Raw genomic sequence first — 16687 nt, 5'->3', positions numbered from 1 at the left:
AGCAGGTCGAGTCTCTTCCGCCCCTTCGCCATCACCGCCGACGAAGGCGTGCAAACCCCCGTCTGGCTCGCCACCACCTCGCCGGCCCCGCAGCCCAGCGGCGGCTTCTTCAGCCGGTCCCAGCCGGACACCCCTTCCCACTCGCCCACGACGACGCCCTCGCCCGCATCGTCTACGACAAGACAGCCGCCCTCCTCGGCGAGCCTGAGGGCCTGGATCAGCGCGGGTCTTCGTCGTCCAGGGCGAAGCGCAGGTAGCGCTCCGCGGAGCGGCGTACAGTCGCCGATCCGCCGTCGGTGACCACGCGCCCCCAAAACGCCCCGTAGATGCGCGCGAACTCGAAGGGCTCGACCAGCGCGAGCGCATTGCGGATGGTGCGCGGCCGTTCCGGGATGAAGTTGGGGATGCTGTACATGAAGCTGACCCACCGGCGGTCCGCCACCACCATGAAGATGTCACCGCTGAACAGCGCACCGCGCCCGTCCGGGTCGTCGGCCCAGTGCAGCACGGTGCCGCCAGCGAAGTGCGTCCCCGCGTTGATCAGCGTCAGGCCAGGCGCGATCTGATGGGTGTCGCCCGACCAGTGCTCGACTTCCGGATCCGGCCGGGGGACCCACGCGCGGTCCGCGGCGTGCACGTACACCGGAGCGTCGAAGGCGCGGCCCCACTCGGTCATCACGCCGTAGAAGTGTGGATGGCTGACGGCGACCGCGCTGACCCCGCCCAACTGCTCGACCTCGGCGGCAAGGTCGTCGTCGAGGTAGCCCAGGCAGTCCCACAGCACGTTGCCGGCCGGGGAGCGGACCAGCAGCGCGCGCTGGCCGATCCCCACCGAGGGCTCGGCGCCGATCCCGACCACCCCCGGTCCCTCCTCCTGCAACCGGCCACGGTGGCCGTCGCCGTGCAGCTCGGCAAGGCTGGTCCACTGCTGGCCGTCCCAGCCGACGTACTGGCGCTCGTCCAGGCAGACCGGGCAGTCCTCGCGCGGCGCCGCGTACTGCAGCCCGCAGACACGGCAGATCGGCAGTTCCAGTCCCTCAACCGGCGAAGGTCGCTTCGAAGGCGGCATGGAAAACCTTCCAGTCGGCGGATGTCGATGGCTTGTCGTTCCGGAGCATAGGAAGCGCCGGGTCCCGGGCACCTCGGTCCCAAGTCGTGCCTGCGCTCGGTCTTTGATCCTGGACCCAGGCTCCCGCGACCGGTGGAGTTGCGGCGGTACCCGATCCGTCGGCGGTCCTGTTGAGAGTTTCCCTCGGTCGTGCCCGCGTCCGCGTCGCCGGACCTTGACGCGGCGGCTGACGCGGACGGTCGATGCTCAGGTCATGAACCAGCGTCGTAGGGCTGTCCGCAGGTCGGCCAGCGACTGCTCCTCGGTCATCGATCAGCCGTCGGCCGGGCGTTCCCGGCCAGTTCGGCGAGCCGGGCCTTCTCCGTTCGGGTGACAAACTCCAGCTCTGGCGCAAAGCGGCCGACCGCCGGGTGGGGGTCGGTGATGCCCATGTCATAGCGAACGTCGCTGCCCGCGATGAGGTCGGCTACTGGAGCATTCTTCGAAGACAGTCATGACGCCTGCGCCCACACTGTGTTCCACTCCGGCCTGCTGCTGGTCCGATGCACCGTTGAACGGCGCGGGACACGCCGAACCGTCGTCGGCGAGATGGCCTGGGACCTCGACGCCGTCGCGCCGGTCCGCGACTGTGGTTCACTCACGACGCCCGGCGGCGGTGCCGCCGGGCGGTGGTCAGCGCGTTGATGAGCTCGTCGCGGCTCATCGTGGATCGACCGGGGATGCCGGCCGCTGTGGCGTGGGAGTACAGCTCGGCCTTGGTCAGCTGTTCCAGCTCTGCCCTGCGGCCAGAGCGGCGCTTGGCCGCGACCTCGTCGGACGGTCGCGCGGCGGCTGGTTTGCGGTCATCGGTCGCGCGTTCTTCGGCCCGTCGCACGCTGGCCTGCAGGGCAGCGGTGAGGTCGGCGACTTCGGGGGTCGTCGGCGTCGGTGGCGCTTCTGCCTTGGCCTGTAGCGTTCCGCCGCTGTGCTTGGCCTCGACCAGTTCGCGGACGCGGTCGGCGTAGTGATCGCGATACTGCTCCGGGTTCCACTCGTGGCTCATCGCTTCAACCAGGTGCACCGCTCCTTCCAACTCCTCGGTCGTCAGCGGCGCCTCGGGGAGGGGGAGCGTGGGGATCTGCCGGTAGGGGTCGCGTACTTCGTCGGCCCAGTGCATGGTGTGCATGACCAGGACGTCGTCTTTGGCCTTGACCGCGACGAGGTACTCCTTGTTGTGCATCACGACGGTGGCGATCCCGGCTTTGCCTGACTGTGCCATCGCTTCGCGGAGCAGCACGTAGACGCGTGCGTACTCCTCGCCGCGGGGGGCCAGGTAGTAGGTGGAGTCGAAGTAGATCGGGTTCACTTGGTCCAAATCCACGAACCCGGTGATCGTCAGGCTTTTCGACCGGCCCGGGGCAATGTCGTCCAGTTCCTCTGGCTCCACGACCACGTAGTCCACGCCGGTGTCGTACCCCTTGACGATCTCCGAGAGGGGCACTTCTTCCCCGGTGCGCTCATTGACCCGCTTGTTGCGCACCCGGTCACCGGTGCCGCGCTGCAACTGGTGGAAGCGCATCGTGTGGCTCTCGACCGCGGTGAGGGCCTGGACGGGCAAGGTGACCAGACCGAATGACAAGACGCCGCCCCACACCACTGCCACGACGACCACCTCCTTGCTGATCACGACCATCGCACCGCCCCTTTGTTGTGATCGCATCTTCGGGGCGGGGTGAGGCAGACCGCTGGCGGCGTCGTCACCGCGCTCGCGCACCGTGCGACGGCGTCGGCCACCCAGTGAAGGCGCGACCCGCAGGCCGGTACCTGGTCACCCGGCGGGCAGGCTGCAAGGCGCTGCCGCTCGTCGGTGCCCTTGACGTAGTAGGTGTCGAAGGTCGCTACGCCGCATGCCTTGTCCCTCGCATCAGGTAGGAGCCGGCCCGGGGCGATGTCACCTGTTCGGCGGTGCTGATGTGCGGCACGCAGCAACATGGACTCTTCTGGGAAGCGGCAGCGAACGTTCTCCTCCCATGAAGGGGATGATCCTATGAACGCAACCGACACGCAGATCGTCGAGGCTGAACTGGCGGGCCAGGTCGAGGCCCTGCTGGACGCGGCGGAGCCGGAGGCCAGCTTCCGTAACTCGGTCGAATGCGCGGCGTTGGGCCTGCTTTTGGGAGCGGCTCTCCTGTCCCCGCCCACGCCGAAGCCGAAGAAGGGCTGACGGTCGGGAATGGCCGCGCAGCAGACCGACGCTGGTGCCCGCCTTGCGGATGTTGTCCAGCATTACGCGAGGGTGGTCGCCTCTGCCCTGAGCGGCGGAGGCGACCACTTCGATCTGTCCGGTTCGGTGATGACGGCCCCACGGGACCCGGTTGCGGTGGCCGCTGTACGGGTGTTGGGGGCGGATGTACTGGCTCCCTGCTTGCTGGCCGGCCAGTCGCCGTGTCCGGCCGACCTCGCCTTGGCCGGCGAGTCGGCCCGGGCGTTTCCGCCCGGCCCTTCCGCCACCCCGGTGGTCGCTTGGAGCCATTGGGCCCTGCACCGCGCGCTTGAGCGGGCCGCCGCTGGTGGGCCGCTGGCCCCGGCGGTGGCCGGTATCGGTGAGCCTGACGCCGGGTGGGTTTCGGCGCTGCCTTGGCAGGAACTCTGCCACCGGGCCGCGCAACTGGCGGCATTGGCCGATCCCGGCGCGCCCTGCGGGCTGTCCACGGCATTCGCCGCCCGGCCGGTCGATCTGGCGCGGGGCTTCGTGCGGGCCGTGCGTCGGCAGGACTGGCTGCAGGCGGCCGGTACCGGAAGGTGGCTGGCCGGGATGTCGGGCGTCCCGGACTCACTAGGGCTGGACGCCGGCCTCGCCTGGGTCGCACACAGGTCCGAAGGCGACGCTCGTGTCGCGCTCCATCTGGCTGCCGCCCGCCTGGCGGGCCGGGCGGGCCGGACGTGACAGCGCACCCGGGCCTGCTCCACCAAGTGGGTTCCCGCTCGCTCAGCTGGCTCTATCAGCACCTTCAGTTCTTCCGCCTGCCGACCGATGTGGTCGGGGCCGCCGACCACCACACCACGTTGAAGCCGCTGGGCGAACTGGCGCGGATCGCTCTGTCGGTCCGGCGGGCCAGCCCACCGGGGAGCCCGTCCTATGACTTCGCGAGCGGGCTGCTGGACTTCGCCTGGCGCGAGTGCCGTGAGGGGCAGGTGCTGTTCGATGTGCTGCGGGCGCACCCGATGGTCACCCATCCGCTGGAGATTTACGCGGTGTTCGCCCAAGGCGGTTTGCGCCACCCGGAGTTCGAGGCCCTTGCGCGCACGCTGTCGGCGACCCGCGCCTGGACTGCCTTGGAACTGGAGCCCACCCGGGTACTCGCGGTGCATGAGGCGCAACGTGTGCTGGGCATCGCGCCGCGCCCGGACGTCGTCGAGTCGGCGATGGGCCGCACCTGGCTGGGCGGCAGGCCCGAGCCATGGGCCTTCGAGGTCCGCAGCGGCTACGCGCTGACCCACTACGTCTTCCACGTCACCGGGTGGGGCGAGGCTCCGGGCCGACTGCCCGGCGACGTGAGTGCCTATCTTGACCGGTGGTTGCCCGCCTGGCTGGACTGCTGCCTGGAAGAAGAGCAGTGGGACCTTGCGGGCGAACTGCTCGCGGTCGCGGCGAGCCTGCCCCAGGCCCCGACACTGGAGGAAGCCTGGCAGGCACTGGCCCTGGCGCAAGAGCCGTCAGGTGCGTTGCCCGAAGTGGGGGACGCCTCCGCCATGGCCGGGGACTACTTCCGGTTGCGATACCACTCCACCCTCGTGGCGGCCTTCGCCGCCTCACTCGCCGTCGCCCGGCTCGCCACCCACACCACGGCGGTACCAGCGAACAGCGGGAGCACCGTATGACCGACACCGCTCTCATGCACGAGGTAGGCGTCAAGGCCCTCGACTGGCTGTACGACAACCGTGAGGGCTTCCGCCCGCACCGCGGGCCGCGCACCTCCGCCCACGAGGCGAAAGAACGCCTCAAGCCCATCGGGGAGCTGGCCATCATCGGAAAGGTCATCTTCCGTGAGGGAGTAGCCGGCTCCCGGCAGGCCCAACGCACCCGCCAGCTTCTGGACTTCGCCTGGCGGGACCTACTCGACGGCGGGCAGGTCCTGGCCCGCATGCAGACCGAGGAACCGCTCTCAGCGGTCCCGATGGAGACCTACGCACCGTTCAAGGAGCTCGGCCACCGCTGCCCGGCTCTGGAGAGCACCCTGGCCATCACCACCGCGCTGCGCAGCTGGCCCGTGGACGCGCACACGGTGCGCCACCTCGGCATCCGGCGGACGCAGACCCGCGCCGGGGCGACACCACCCGAGGACGCCGACCTGGCCCACGCCCTGGACGCCACCTGGCTCAGCCGTACACCGGAACCGTGGACGGTCGGAAAGCACACCGGCTACGACATCACGCACACCGTCTACCACCTGACCGACTGGGGCGAGCAGCCCCACCGTCTTCCACCGCATATCGCCGACTACCTGGCGGTTTGGCTGCCGGTCTGGACGGACGACTGGGCCGACATCGGCAACTGGGACCTTCTCGGCGAACTCCTCGCCGTCGACGCGTGCCTGCCCGCACCGGAACTGAACGAGAACGTGTGGCGGCGGTTCGCAGACGCCCAACAATCCGACGGACTCGTACCAGACCACGCAGGCGCCGAACTCGGCGACGACCGCTGGGAAACGTTCGACCTCCACTACCACCCCACCTTGGTCGCCGCGTTCGCCGCTGTCCTGGCCACCTCCCGCGCCATGGCGGCACTCACCCCAGCGTCATGACCCAGCTCGCCACAACCCGACTGCCCCCACCCGGCGACCAGGCCCTCCGCAACCGACTGCGCACCGCGGTCGAGGCCCTGAACGCCCCACAGGTGGTGTTCGCGTTCTCCCACGACGGAGTCCGCACCGTGTGCGCCGGAGGCAACGACCGAAGCCCTGACACAGTCAACCCAGGCTCGCCCGGCACGTCGGACGGGCAACCGGGCGCCGGGCCCCAGTACCAAGCCGGTTCCGTCTCCAAAACGTTCAGCGGGCTGCTTCTCGCTGTCCTCGTGCAGCAGGGCCGGGTGAGTTACCACGACCGGGTACACACCCTGCTGGACCTACCCGCGGCACCGCAGCGGCCGGAACGGGACCAGATCACCCTGTTGCACTTGGTCACCCACACGTCCGGGCTTCCCAGGCTGCCGCACGATTTCTACTCTCACGCGCTCACTCGTTGGAACGTCAATCCCTACGCCGGCTACAGCCAGCAGCGACTCGTCAACGCCTTCGCCCGCAGCACACCCGCCACCACTCCCGGCAGTCGGTGGAAGTACTCCAACTTCGCCGTCGCGCTCCTGGCCTGCGCACTGCAACGGGCCACCGCCACGCCCTTCGCCGACCTGCTCGAGCGCCACGTCCTCGCCCCACTCGGCCTGCACCAGACCAGCCTCGGGCCCCACCCCGACCTGCCCCAGGCCACCGGGCACCGACGAAGCGGCGCCCCCCTCCCACCCTGGGACATCGGCGGGTGGGCAGCGGCAGGCGGCATCCACTCCACCACCGACGATCTGCTCACCTACCTCGAGGCCCACCTGCGCCCCGGCAACACACCGAGCAGCCGCGCCCTGCACGCCGTTCAGAAACCCCTGCTTGCCCGAGGGAGGCCAGGACGGCGGGAGTTCCACACCCTCACCTGGTTCCAGCACAACACCGACGACGGCCCCGTCCTGTTTCACAGCGGCGCCACCACCGGACAGCAGATGTTCCTCGGCTACTGCCCCACCACCCGCACCGCCCTCGTCGCCCTGGCCACCCGACGCCACACCGCCCGCTCCCCACTCGTTCCCGCCGCCTACGACCTGCTCACCACAGCACCTACGCCTGACGCCTAACGCTCGACGAGCTTGCACCTTTGTCGACCGTCCGCAGGGCGCCGGGCTGTTGAGGGGAGCCTGGTACGCCGCACCGTCGCCCAGGCCAAAGAGGTGAGACACCGCACGCGACGGCCCCTGCCTGCTCGCTCGGAGCGGCGGACGGATCGCGGACGATCGTCGTTCCGGCAAAGTGGCCGAACAGGACCAAGTTCGCCCGTTGTTCGCGTGAACGGCACCCTTCTTTGTTGAACTATTGACCGACGGCTGACAACTCGCTACGTTCTCAGCCGCACACCACTCCACGTGGTGGCACACCATCAGCAACCATCAACATCGTCCGGCCATCCCCCCACCCCAAGGCACGGATTCCACAGTCATCCCCGCTCGCGCCACACGTCGCCACATGCAATGTCATGTGCACAACATGCCGGCGTGTTTCGCGCCCTCGACGGATGACCGTGGGGGCCGCCCGTCACCGACGGACGGACCCGATCGCCCCCTGTTGGCAACCCTCACAGAAGGACACCATGTTGCTGAGCACACCCCGCACCAGAGACATGCTGTCGCGCCGCGCCGGCCTCGCCACCATCGCGGCCGCCTCGCTGGCGGCATCCGCCCTGCTCTTCGCCGCGCCCGCCGGCGCGTCCGCAAAGGCCGCTCATCCCATGGCCCCGCATTCCCGCGCCGTGGCAAAGGCCTCGGCGTCCGGGGGCAACCTCGCGTACGGCGGTGGGTCCGTCGTCACCAATCCCACGATCTACATCGTCTATTGGGGAAACCAGTGGGGCACCGGCTCCACGGTGACCAACGACCCATCAGGTGAAGCCAAGCTGCAGCTGTCGTTCTTCCAGCACACCTACGGCAGCGGTGACGCCTGGTCCAACAGCCAGACCCAGTACTGCGAGGGCGTCGCCGTCGGAACCACCCAGTGCAACGGTGCGGGCACAGCCGTCGGACATCCGGCGTCCAACCCCGTCGCGGGCACCTGGCTGGACAGCTCAATCCAGGCACCGTCCAAGCCCAGTTCGTCGCAGATCGCCGCCGAAGCGGTCAAGGCGGCTTCCCACTTCGGCGTATCGGGCGACAACGTCGAGATCATCGTCGACGCACCACACGGCGTCGTCCCGCAGGGCTTCAAGACGAGTTACTGCGCCTGGCACGACCACACCACCGCGTCGAACGGCGCCGACCTGCCGTACACCAACATGCCGTACGTCCCCGACGCGGGCAGTGGGTGCGGTGCCAACTTCGTGTCCACCGGCAGCAGCGGGGTCAACGGGGCGACCGAGGGTGTGACCATCGTCGGCGGTCACGAGTACGCCGAGACCCTCACCGACCCGGCGCCCAGCAGCGGTTGGGTTGATTCGACCGGGTCCGAGACCGGCGACAAGTGCGCCTGGGTCTCCAGTGGGCAGGGTGCGTCGTCCATCGTCGCGTTGAACGGCGCCAACTTCGCAGTCCAGTCGCTGTGGAGCAACAACTTCAGCGGCGGCGCGGGCGGTTGTGTGACCCACTACGTCAGCTCGGGCAACCAGGGCTGAGCCCCGTTCCGTACCACAGGTGAAGTGCCGTCGCTGTCCCTCGCTTGAGCAGGGGCAGCGACGGCCATACGGGATATGTCCCGCGGCGACAGTCAAGGATGGTGATGGTGTGCGGCGAACGAAGTCGGAACGAAGGCAGTGCGGGAAGCTGCGTATGCCGTGCGCGTTGGGTGGACTGGCGGCGCTGACCGCGTTGCTGTCCGGATGCGGTCATGAGGCCGTTGCCCAAAGTCCCGTGGCCTGTCGCACGCTGCCGCCCGCCCAACTGCCGCACTCCGCGGGCACGCTCACCGAGACCGACTCCGGGACGTACTGCCTTCGCGTCGGTGGGCAGCTCGATGTCTTCCTCACCGCCAACGGCACCCAGATGTCGGCACGGTGGAGTCCCGTCACCAGCTCCGCCCCGCAGCTCCTCGCCCCGGCCAACAGCGGCGTGCTCACCCCGCCCGTCGGCGTGACGCCCGGTGTCTTCGTGGCAACCGCACCCGGAACGGTCCAGCTCAGCAGTCGCACGTCCGACGGCAAGCGCTGGCAGGCGACCGTACGGATCGGGTAGCTAAGCGAGTTGGGGGGCGTAGGACACCAGGCCGCGAGACAGCACCACCGGGCCTGACAATGCCCCATGCTGTCCCGCGCTCATACGGAGCGCGAGACAAGCCCCGGTCGCCGAGGACGGCGGAACGCAGTACGGCCGGAGCCGCACCCGCACGGCGACGTCATTCCGCCGCCCACTCCAGCCCACGTCGGCCAGTGGCCGATCCGCGATGAGCACGAACCGCAGCTACCGTGTCGGTTCGTGACGGTTCTCATCATCGGGGGTAGTGGTTTCCTGGGCGCGGAACTGATCCGGCAGGCCACCGCGGCGGGGCACAAGACGCCCGCGACGTTCGCCTCCCGGCCCGGCAGGGCCTCGGGTGTCGCCTGGCATCCGCTCGACGTCCGGGACCCTGTGCGTGTCGCCAGGGTGATTGCCGAGGTGCACCGTCGGTCGTGGTCAACGCGTCGAGCGGCCAGTCCGACTGGGCGGTCACCGCCGACGGCGCGGTCCGCGTGGCGCTGGCCGCCGTTGAGCAGGGCTGCCGCCTGCTGCACGTCTCCAGCGACGCAGTCTTCTCCGGTGCGCGCGTCCGCTACGACGAGAGCTGCCTGCCCGATCCGCTCACCCCGTACGGCGCCGCGAAGGCCGCCGCCGAGACGGCGGTGCGGCTCCTGGTGCCGGGCGGCGCCGTGGCCCGCACCTCGCTGATCATCGGCGGAGACGGCCAATCCGAGCATGAGCGCATGGTGCACGCCTTGGCGCATGGCACCCGCGACGGGCTCTTGTTCACCGACGCCATCCGCTGCCCGGTGCATGTCGAAGACCTGGCCGCCGCTTTGTGGGAGATCGCGCTGTCCGACGCGGCTGGTGTGTTCCACCTCGCGGGGCCGGACGCCCTGAGCCGTGATATCTGCCTACAGCTGGGCACGTGTCTTCGTTGAGACCGCAGTGGCCAACCATCCCTGGGTCAAACGGCCGACCATCGGTGAGCACCGGCCGCTCACCAGCGGGCTTCCCACCATCTCAGCTGACAGCGGCCTGGGCGCGTGCGCGGCACGCTGATCGGCCTGTCGCAGCATGAGGGTCGGACGATAGGAGGCGGGGATGGGGCTCTCTTGGTGCTCGACGGCGGGCAGTTGAAGCAGCTCTACCCCGATCCATCATGGCGCGGGCGGGGGCTGGGCGATCGGTTGATGTCACTGGCCAAGCAGCGGCAGTCAGATGGGCTGGCGCTGTGGACGTTCCAGGTCAACGAAACGGCGCAACGGTTCTATCAACGGCACCGCTCGGCACGAAGGATCGCGCCACGGACAACACACGGAGCCTGACATCACCAGGCGATGCCCCGGAGCGTGGCACAGCGGCCACAGGCCGGCGCCGGTTCTCCCCCCGTACCGGCACGGGCCTGTCACATGCCAGGCTCAGTGCCGATCGGCGATGGCGGCGGCACCGTGAACTCCCGGCCGTGCTTGGGCGTTGGGCCGCCCTACGGGCACTTCGCGCGGATGCGCCCAAAGGCGTCTCCGTGGGCTGAGGCTGTCCCCAAGGCCGCCAACGCGAGCGGTCGGATGCGGACGAACCATTTCGTCCCGTGACGACCTGCGCCGGATAGCACCTCGAGTACCACGCCTACGGCCCGCCGCCCGGGATTCGGTTCCGGGCGGCGGGCGGCCGTGAGCCGGAGCAGAGCGGTCAGACCACGCCGGCGACGGTGACGACAGTGCCCTCGACGGTGGTGAAGGCGATGTCGGTGACGCCCTGTTGGCAGTGGCAGGTGTCGTGGGCGCGGTGATCGCCGGAAGGGGTGGCGGCCTGTGCAGGGCCGGCGAGTGTAATGCCGGATAGCGCGACGACGGCGCCGACGACGGCGGTGGTAGCGATACGGCGGAAGTTCTTCAACGGGGCGCTCCTGGTGGGAAGTTGGAGGCGTGTCGCCCGGAGGCTACCCTGCTCGGGGCGAAGCGCACGGGTATGCACTCCTGTGGGTGAGGGCGCACGGGGGCCCGGCGGGGCGCGTCCGCCGCCCTTGACCTCAACTAGTGGGGCCCGGCACATGACTTCGGAGCAGACGATGACGCGGCGGCCGTGGAGTTCGGCCAGGTCGGTGGGGTGGCCCTCGTAGGGGCGCGCATGGACGCTCTCCTTCGGCCGCACTGCTGTGGTGTTGGCGCTCTCTGGAATTCCGTAGGGGCGTTCACCTTCCCCACTTGCTTGCGTGCGGACGATCGGCAGGGACGGCTGCTCTCGGGAGCCCGGGGTGCCCTCCTTACTGATTGGCGGACTGCGGGAGCAGACCGTCAGCGATCAGCCCGGCGAGGACCGCCTCGCCCAGGGCGTGGACGGCGGACTGCGGCCGGACCATGACCGTGAACTCCTTGATCCGACCGTCCTCGTCGTAGTGCAGCAGATCAATGCCGTGGATCTGCTTGCCGTTGACGGCGGCCCGGAAGAGCAGGACCGCCGAGGGGGAGGCGATGCCGTCGGCGCTTGTCTCCCCGGTGCCGGCGTAGTGGCCGATGTAGCGGAAGTTCTCGAAGGTGCGCAGCAAGACCCCGAAGAGGCCCAGCACCATGGGCCTGCCCTCGAACGGGGTGAACTTCACGGGGCTGTAGAAGCGGATGTCGTCGGTGAACAGGTCCTCCAGGGCTGTGAGGTCGCGGCTGTCGACGGCGGCGCGGAAGCGTTCCGCTGTAGTCATGGCTTCCCCTTCCATACTCATCGATATGAGTAATCAGATACATGAGTAGCATGAGGTGTGTCCATGGACAGACGCAAGAAGGAGGTGACCCGATGGCATTGCGGCACGCTGTTCTCGCGGCGCTGCTCGATGAAGAGCTGAGCGGATACCAACTGGTCAAGGCGTTCGATCTCGGTGTGGCGAACTTCTGGCACGCTCAGCCGCAGCAGGTGTACGCCGAGCTGACCCGGCTGGAGAAGGACGGACTGATCACCGGCCGGGAAGTGGTCCAGGACACCCGGCCCAACAAGCGCCTTTTCCAGGTCACCGACGCCGGTCTGGCCGAACTGGACCACTTCGCAGTCGCCGCCGCCAAGCCCTCCTTCATCCGCGACGACCTGCTCGTCAAGGTCCAGGCCGCCGACCACATCGACACCCGGACGCTGGTCGAACAGCTCACCGAACGCGCAGCTTTCGCCCGGGCCAAGGCCGACCTGTTCGACAAGCTCCTGCGCACCATGCGGGGCGACCGCACCGAAGAGGAGTTCCTGCGCCACGGCGAGCGCATCGGCCCGTACCTCACATGCCTGCGCGGCCTCGCCTTCGAGCAAGGCAACCACGACTGGTGCGAACGCACGGCCACCATCTTGCGCGAGAGAGAAGGCGGCCATGCCCAGCAGTGACGCGCACTACCTGCGCTATGTCGCCCTGGGCGACAGCCAGACTGAGGGCCTCGGCGACGGCGACGACACCATGGGGCTGCGCGGATTCGCCGACCGGCTCGCCGAACACCTCGCTCAGCACAACCCTGGTATGCAGTACGCCAATCTGGGCGTACGGGGCCGCCTCGTCCGCCACGTCCACACCGAGCAGCTCGCCCCCGCGCTCGTCCTGCGCCCCGACCTAGCCACCGTGGTCGCCGGGGTCAACGACCTGCTGCGGCCGCAGTTCGACGCCGACGAAGTCGCGGGCCATCTGGAGGCGATGTTCGTCGCCCTCACCGCTCAGGGAGCCCGCGTCGCCACCCTCACCTTCCCTGACCTCACGCGCATCACTCCGCTCGCCCGGCCGCTCAGTTCCCGTGTCACCGCCCTCAACGAGCGCATCCGCCGCGCGGCCCGTCGCCACGGCGTCGCCGTCGCCGAGACCAGCCACCACCCCGTGGTCACCGACCCCCGCCTGTGGAGCCCGGACCGGCTCCACGCCAGCCCCCTCGGCCACCAGCGGATCGCTGACGCCATCGCCCACACCCTGGCCCTGCCCGGCAGCGACGACGCCTGGACACACCCTCTGCCCCCTCTCGCAACTCCCTCGCCCGCCGGATGGAAGGCCGCCGCCGCCGAACTGCGCTGGGCCGCCGCCTTCCTCGGCCCCTGGCTCAGCAGGCGCCTGCGCGGCAGGTCAACCGGCGACGGCCGCACCGCCAAGCGCCCACAACTTCTCCCCGTACAGGTGCCCAGCAGCACCCGCCACGGTGAGGAACACAGGTAAGCAGGTCTGCAGACAGCACGAGCAGCTAGTGGGGAAATTCAAAGAGCGCCATCAGTGGCGCGGCCGGATCAGTCGACGGCGCCGCCCAGCGTGGTCAGCAGCCCGTGTTCACAACGCTCCTGGTCCGTCGACCTGATCCACGAGTCGGCGATGAGCGCGAGTGCGCACGTCATCGCCTGCGGCTCGCTGTCGGGGACCGGCCCGGTCTGATCCCGGCAAGCAACCGGGCCGTGCTCATCGAATACGGTCTTCACGACCTCGCGCACCATCGGCAGGTCGGCTGGCTCCACCATCTCGGTCTTGGCCCACTGGCCGACCTTGTCCATCAGCGTCTTGGTGAACCGCTCGGCCAACTGTGTGCCGTCGGGACTGCCAGCGCCGATCCGTTGCAGCGCACTGCCGATCAGGAATACCGTCCCCATACGAGTTCGTCCGTGCGTAGAAGACCCTGGCTGTCGCGATGCGCTCGGCTAGGTCGGGCCACGCCCTCTGGACGTCTCCTGAGCGCAGCATGCATGCCTGGTCCCACGCCGCTTTTGCTGCGCCGATCTTGACCCGAGCCCCGCTCGTCGTCATGACGGCCGAGCGTAGCCGCGTGTACCGCCCCGGCGGGCGGCGACTGCGCGATCAGACCCGAAAGGGACCATGGGCGCAACGTGCCTACTGGACCGGCCTCGGGACTGGTGAGCCCGCATGTCGAAGTGTCGCGTATTCAGCGGACGGAGCCGGCTCCTGATTACTGACTGTCGCCAGTTCCGGTGGTCCAACGTGGATCGATGTGGCCCAGCCATGCGTCTTGATCGTCGGCCAGTGGTTCCTTCAGGGGGAGGGGGAGGAATCGGCAGGTGAAGGTGAGGCCAGCGTCGTCACCGTCGCCGTTGACGTAGTGGTCCCACGCATCGGGGGTTTCTGCTGACGCCTCGAGGAAGAAGAAGGTGGTTCGTCGGGCCTGCCCTGTGTCGGGATGGGGCTTGTCCTCCACGGCGATCTGCCGGACCATCGCGGCTGTCAGTAAACCGGACTCCTCGGCGACCTCTCGTAGGACCGCTTCTTCCGGGTCTTCGCCTGATTTGACTCCTCCGGCAGGGACTTGGGTGCCGGCCTCGGGCATACCGACGTGGTCGAACACCAGGACTTCGGGGACGGCGCGATGCCGGATTACGTATGCGGCGACACGGATTCTGGGTCGGGTCATTCCGGCATTGTCAGTCATCTGTGCCTTTCATGGTCGCCAGGGGCGTATCGGCTCCAGGCGCCGCCGGCTTCGGTGACCAGGCGGGTGGTGGTCTTTTGAGCACAGGCGCCTCCAGCAGGGCCACTCACTCGCCAACTTCGAAGATAAGAAATGCGGCGAATCCATGGCTACGGTTCGACGGAGTCCGACGGCGGAAGCGTTCCGGACGTGGCTCGCCCGGGCGGTGAACCGACCGCGGCTCCAGGCCCCGGTTTCCGCCGCTGACGGCTGGCCGTCAGCGGCGGGTCTCGATCCGCAGGCCGCCCGTGGTCACCTGGCGGATGTGGTCGCTCGCCAGCAGGTCGTGCGGTTGGCCGAGTTCGATCGCGCTGGCCGCGTCCAGGCGGGCCAGCTGGGCGGCTGTGAACTCGACCTCCAAGGCGCCCAGGTTCTCCTCCAGTTGGGTGGGGGTGCGGGCCCCGATCAGCGTGGTCGCCACGCCCGGGTTGCGCAGGGTCCAGGCCAGCGCGATCTGGGCCGGGGTGCGGCCCAGATCGGCGGCGACGTCCCGGGCGACTTCGGCCACGGCCAGGTTGCGTTCGGTGAGCGTGCCCAGGGCGAGGTTGAGGCCCTTGCGGGTGCCGTCGCCGGTGCCGTCGCCCGTCGCGGTCACGTCGTTGCGGCCGTACTTGCCGCTGAGCACCCCGCCGCCCAGCGGCGAGTACGGGACCACGCCCAGGCCCAGTTCCTGGGCCATCGGGATCAGGTCGCGCTCCGCGGTGCGTTCGATCAGGCTGTACTCGAGCTGCAGCGCGACCAGTGGCGCCCAGCCGCGCAGGTCGGCGATCGCCTGCATCCGGGACACCTGCCAGGCCGGGGTGTTGGAGATCGCCACGTACAGCACCTTGCCCTGCAGGACCAGGTCGTCCAGGCCGCGCAGGACCTCCTCGACCGGCGTCCGGAAGTCCCACACGTGCAGGTACAGCAGGTCTATGTAGTCGGTGGCCAGCCGCCGCAGGCTCCCCTCCACCGAGCCGAACAGGGCCTTGCGGTGACCGCCCCCGGAGTTGGGGTCGCCGGGGCGGCGCAGCGTCGAGTACTTGGTCGCCAGCACCAGGCGTTCGCGCTCCTGGCGGGCGAACTCGCCCAGCAGGCGCTCGGAGCTGCCGTCGGTGTAGGTGTCGGCGGTGTCCAGGAGGTTGCCGCCGAGCCCGACGTAGTGGTCGAACAGCTTGCGGGCCTCGGCCCGTTCGGCGCCCCAGCCCCACTCGGTGCCGAAGGTCGCCGTACCCAGGGCCAGCGGTGAGACCCGCAGTCCCGAGCGGCCCAGCAGCCGGTAGGCGTCGAGGGTCAGTGCCATCAGGTCCTCCTGTGCTCGAAGTCCGTTGCCGACACCGAGTCTGTGACGGCGGCGGCCCGGGGGTAAGGGACGGCACTTCCTGGGAAGACCGATCCCACCCTGGCGGTTGGACCGGTCATGACGACCCGAACCATGGACACCGCCCAGGAGTTGGCCGCCTTCCTGCGCAGCAGGCGCGAAGGCCTCGACCCCGACCGGCTGGGCCTGCCGTCGCACCGCCGGCCCCGGCGGACGCCGGGGCTGCGCCGAGAGGAGGTCGCCGAACTGGCCGGGGTCAGCACCGACTACGTGGTCCGGTTGGAGCAGGGCCGCGGGCTGCGGCCCTCGGCAGAGGTGCTGGCGGCGCTGGCCCGGGCCCTGTGCCTGGATCCGAGCGAACGCGACTACCTGTTCGACCTGGCCGGACACCGCCGCCCCCGCACCACCGGTGGGCCGGCCGCCGGTGCGGCGCCGTCGCTGGGCCGCCTGGTCGCTGACCTCTCGCCGCTGCCGGCCATGCTGCTGGACCACCGCTACGACATCCTCGCCTGGAACCCCGAAATGGCCCGGCTGCTACCGGATTTCGAGGCGGTGCCGTCGTCACGGCGCAACGCGATGTGGCTGTGCCTGCTGCACCCGGCGATGCGCGACTTCTACGCCGACCGGGAGCAGGTGCTGCGGGACGGGATCGCCCACCTGCGCGCGGCATGGGCCGCGCACCCGGAGGACCGGGAACTGACCGGCCTCATCGCCGAATTCGCAGCGCAGGACGCGGACTTCGCCCGCTTGTGGTCGAAGCGGCAGGTCGGTGTCAACGGACGCGGCCGAAAGTTGCTGCGGCATCCGGTCGCCGGTGCGATCACCGTCGACTTCGAAGTCCTGCTGCCGCTCCAGGACCCGCAACTGCGCCTGCTGGTCTACCGCGCCGCGGACGAGGAGAGCCGCGCGTCCTTGGACCGGCTGTGCGCGCAGTGACTGGGCCAAGAGGACTGACA

19 protein-coding genes and 1 pseudogene are annotated in these 16687 nt (G+C 69.4%); 12 read left to right on the top strand and 8 right to left on the bottom strand.

Annotation, left to right across the window (positions count from 1 at the left end):
- Positions 1-217: 217 nt before the first annotated feature.
- From O5O46_RS20860 to ku, 3 genes are all read right to left on the bottom strand, one after another.
- On the bottom strand, positions 218-1069 hold the full coding sequence (locus O5O46_RS20860; protein ID WP_269857031.1) for an MBL fold metallo-hydrolase: 852 nt from the start codon (positions 1067-1069) through the stop codon (positions 218-220).
- 305 nt (positions 1070-1374) lie between these two features.
- Positions 1375-1500: a hypothetical protein gene (locus tag O5O46_RS20855; RefSeq protein WP_269857030.1), complete on the bottom strand. Its 126-nt coding sequence runs from the start codon at positions 1498-1500 to the stop codon at positions 1375-1377.
- 206 nt (positions 1501-1706) lie between these two features.
- Positions 1707-2741, bottom strand: coding sequence for a non-homologous end joining protein Ku (ku, locus tag O5O46_RS20850; RefSeq protein WP_269857029.1), 1035 nt, complete (start codon positions 2739-2741; stop codon positions 1707-1709).
- A 354-nt stretch (positions 2742-3095) separates the two neighbouring features.
- Between ku and O5O46_RS20845 the strand changes: the two genes are divergently transcribed.
- From O5O46_RS20845 to O5O46_RS35355, 9 genes and pseudogenes are all read left to right on the top strand, one after another.
- Positions 3096-3272 (top strand): hypothetical protein, encoded by a 177-nt coding sequence (locus O5O46_RS20845; RefSeq protein WP_269857028.1) that lies wholly within the window; start codon positions 3096-3098, stop codon positions 3270-3272.
- 72 nt (positions 3273-3344) lie between these two features.
- Complete coding sequence (locus O5O46_RS20840; RefSeq protein WP_269857027.1) at positions 3345-3995, top strand: hypothetical protein; 651 nt, start codon at positions 3345-3347, stop codon at positions 3993-3995.
- A complete protein-coding gene (locus O5O46_RS20835; protein ID WP_269857026.1) occupies positions 3992-4930 on the top strand; it encodes a DUF6895 family protein in 939 nt (312 codons plus the stop codon). The genes O5O46_RS20840 and O5O46_RS20835 overlap by 4 nt, the downstream gene beginning before the upstream one ends.
- The gene (locus tag O5O46_RS20830; RefSeq protein WP_269857025.1) at positions 4927-5853 is read left to right on the top strand and encodes a DUF6895 family protein; all 927 of its coding nucleotides are present in this window, start codon (positions 4927-4929) and stop codon (positions 5851-5853) included. Before O5O46_RS20835 ends, O5O46_RS20830 begins: the two co-directional genes overlap by 4 nt.
- Entirely contained in the window at positions 5850-6950 is a 1101-nt protein-coding gene (locus O5O46_RS20825) for a serine hydrolase domain-containing protein (protein ID WP_269857024.1), read from the top strand. Before O5O46_RS20830 ends, O5O46_RS20825 begins: the two co-directional genes overlap by 4 nt.
- Positions 6951-7459: 509 nt before the next feature.
- A complete protein-coding gene (locus O5O46_RS20820) occupies positions 7460-8473 on the top strand; it encodes a hypothetical protein (protein ID WP_269857023.1) in 1014 nt (337 codons plus the stop codon).
- 154 nt (positions 8474-8627) lie between these two features.
- Positions 8628-9029, top strand: coding sequence for a hypothetical protein (locus O5O46_RS20815; RefSeq protein ID WP_269857022.1), 402 nt, complete (start codon positions 8628-8630; stop codon positions 9027-9029).
- A gap of 240 nt (positions 9030-9269) precedes the next feature.
- Positions 9270-9916: pseudogene (locus tag O5O46_RS20810) on the top strand (SDR family oxidoreductase); the annotation flags it as partial.
- 141 nt (positions 9917-10057) lie between these two features.
- Entirely contained in the window at positions 10058-10339 is a 282-nt protein-coding gene (locus O5O46_RS35355; RefSeq protein WP_333482410.1) for a GNAT family N-acetyltransferase, read from the top strand.
- 364 nt (positions 10340-10703) lie between these two features.
- On the opposite strand, the gene O5O46_RS20800 is transcribed toward O5O46_RS35355, so the two are convergent.
- Both O5O46_RS20800 and O5O46_RS20795 read right to left on the bottom strand, forming a co-directional pair.
- A complete protein-coding gene (locus tag O5O46_RS20800) occupies positions 10704-10910 on the bottom strand; it encodes a hypothetical protein (protein WP_269857127.1) in 207 nt (68 codons plus the stop codon).
- Between the two features lie 367 nt (positions 10911-11277).
- Positions 11278-11709: a nuclear transport factor 2 family protein gene (locus O5O46_RS20795; protein WP_269857021.1), complete on the bottom strand. Its 432-nt coding sequence runs from the start codon at positions 11707-11709 to the stop codon at positions 11278-11280.
- Positions 11710-11801: 92 nt separating this feature from the next.
- Between O5O46_RS20795 and O5O46_RS20790 the strand changes: the two genes are divergently transcribed.
- On the top strand, positions 11802-12371 hold the full coding sequence (locus O5O46_RS20790; protein ID WP_269857020.1) for a PadR family transcriptional regulator: 570 nt from the start codon (positions 11802-11804) through the stop codon (positions 12369-12371).
- Complete coding sequence (locus O5O46_RS20785; RefSeq protein ID WP_269857019.1) at positions 12358-13179, top strand: SGNH/GDSL hydrolase family protein; 822 nt, start codon at positions 12358-12360, stop codon at positions 13177-13179. The genes O5O46_RS20790 and O5O46_RS20785 overlap by 14 nt, the downstream gene beginning before the upstream one ends.
- 68 nt (positions 13180-13247) lie before the next feature.
- Here the strand turns inward: O5O46_RS20785 and O5O46_RS20780 are convergent, their stop codons facing one another.
- The 3 genes from O5O46_RS20780 to O5O46_RS20770 all read right to left on the bottom strand — a co-directional run bounded on the left by O5O46_RS20780 (position 13248) and on the right by O5O46_RS20770 (position 15713).
- Positions 13248-13601 (bottom strand): hypothetical protein, encoded by a 354-nt coding sequence (locus O5O46_RS20780; RefSeq protein ID WP_269857018.1) that lies wholly within the window; start codon positions 13599-13601, stop codon positions 13248-13250.
- 314 nt (positions 13602-13915) lie between these two features.
- A complete protein-coding gene (locus O5O46_RS20775; RefSeq protein WP_269857116.1) occupies positions 13916-14374 on the bottom strand; it encodes an NUDIX hydrolase in 459 nt (152 codons plus the stop codon).
- 274 nt (positions 14375-14648) lie between these two features.
- Positions 14649-15713: an aldo/keto reductase gene (locus O5O46_RS20770; protein ID WP_269857017.1), complete on the bottom strand. Its 1065-nt coding sequence runs from the start codon at positions 15711-15713 to the stop codon at positions 14649-14651.
- Positions 15714-15830: 117 nt separating this feature from the next.
- Between O5O46_RS20770 and O5O46_RS20765 the strand changes: the two genes are divergently transcribed.
- Entirely contained in the window at positions 15831-16667 is an 837-nt protein-coding gene (locus O5O46_RS20765) for a helix-turn-helix domain-containing protein (RefSeq protein WP_269857016.1), read from the top strand.
- The last annotated feature ends 20 nt before the right edge of the window (positions 16668-16687 follow it).

This window comes from Streptomyces sp. RPT161 (assembly GCF_027533845.1).
GTDB classification, from domain to species: Bacteria; Actinomycetota; Actinomycetes; order Streptomycetales; family Streptomycetaceae; genus Streptantibioticus_A; species Streptantibioticus_A silvisoli_A.
Note: the sequence above shows the minus strand (reverse complement) of the source record. Positions and strands in the feature narration are given on the sequence as shown.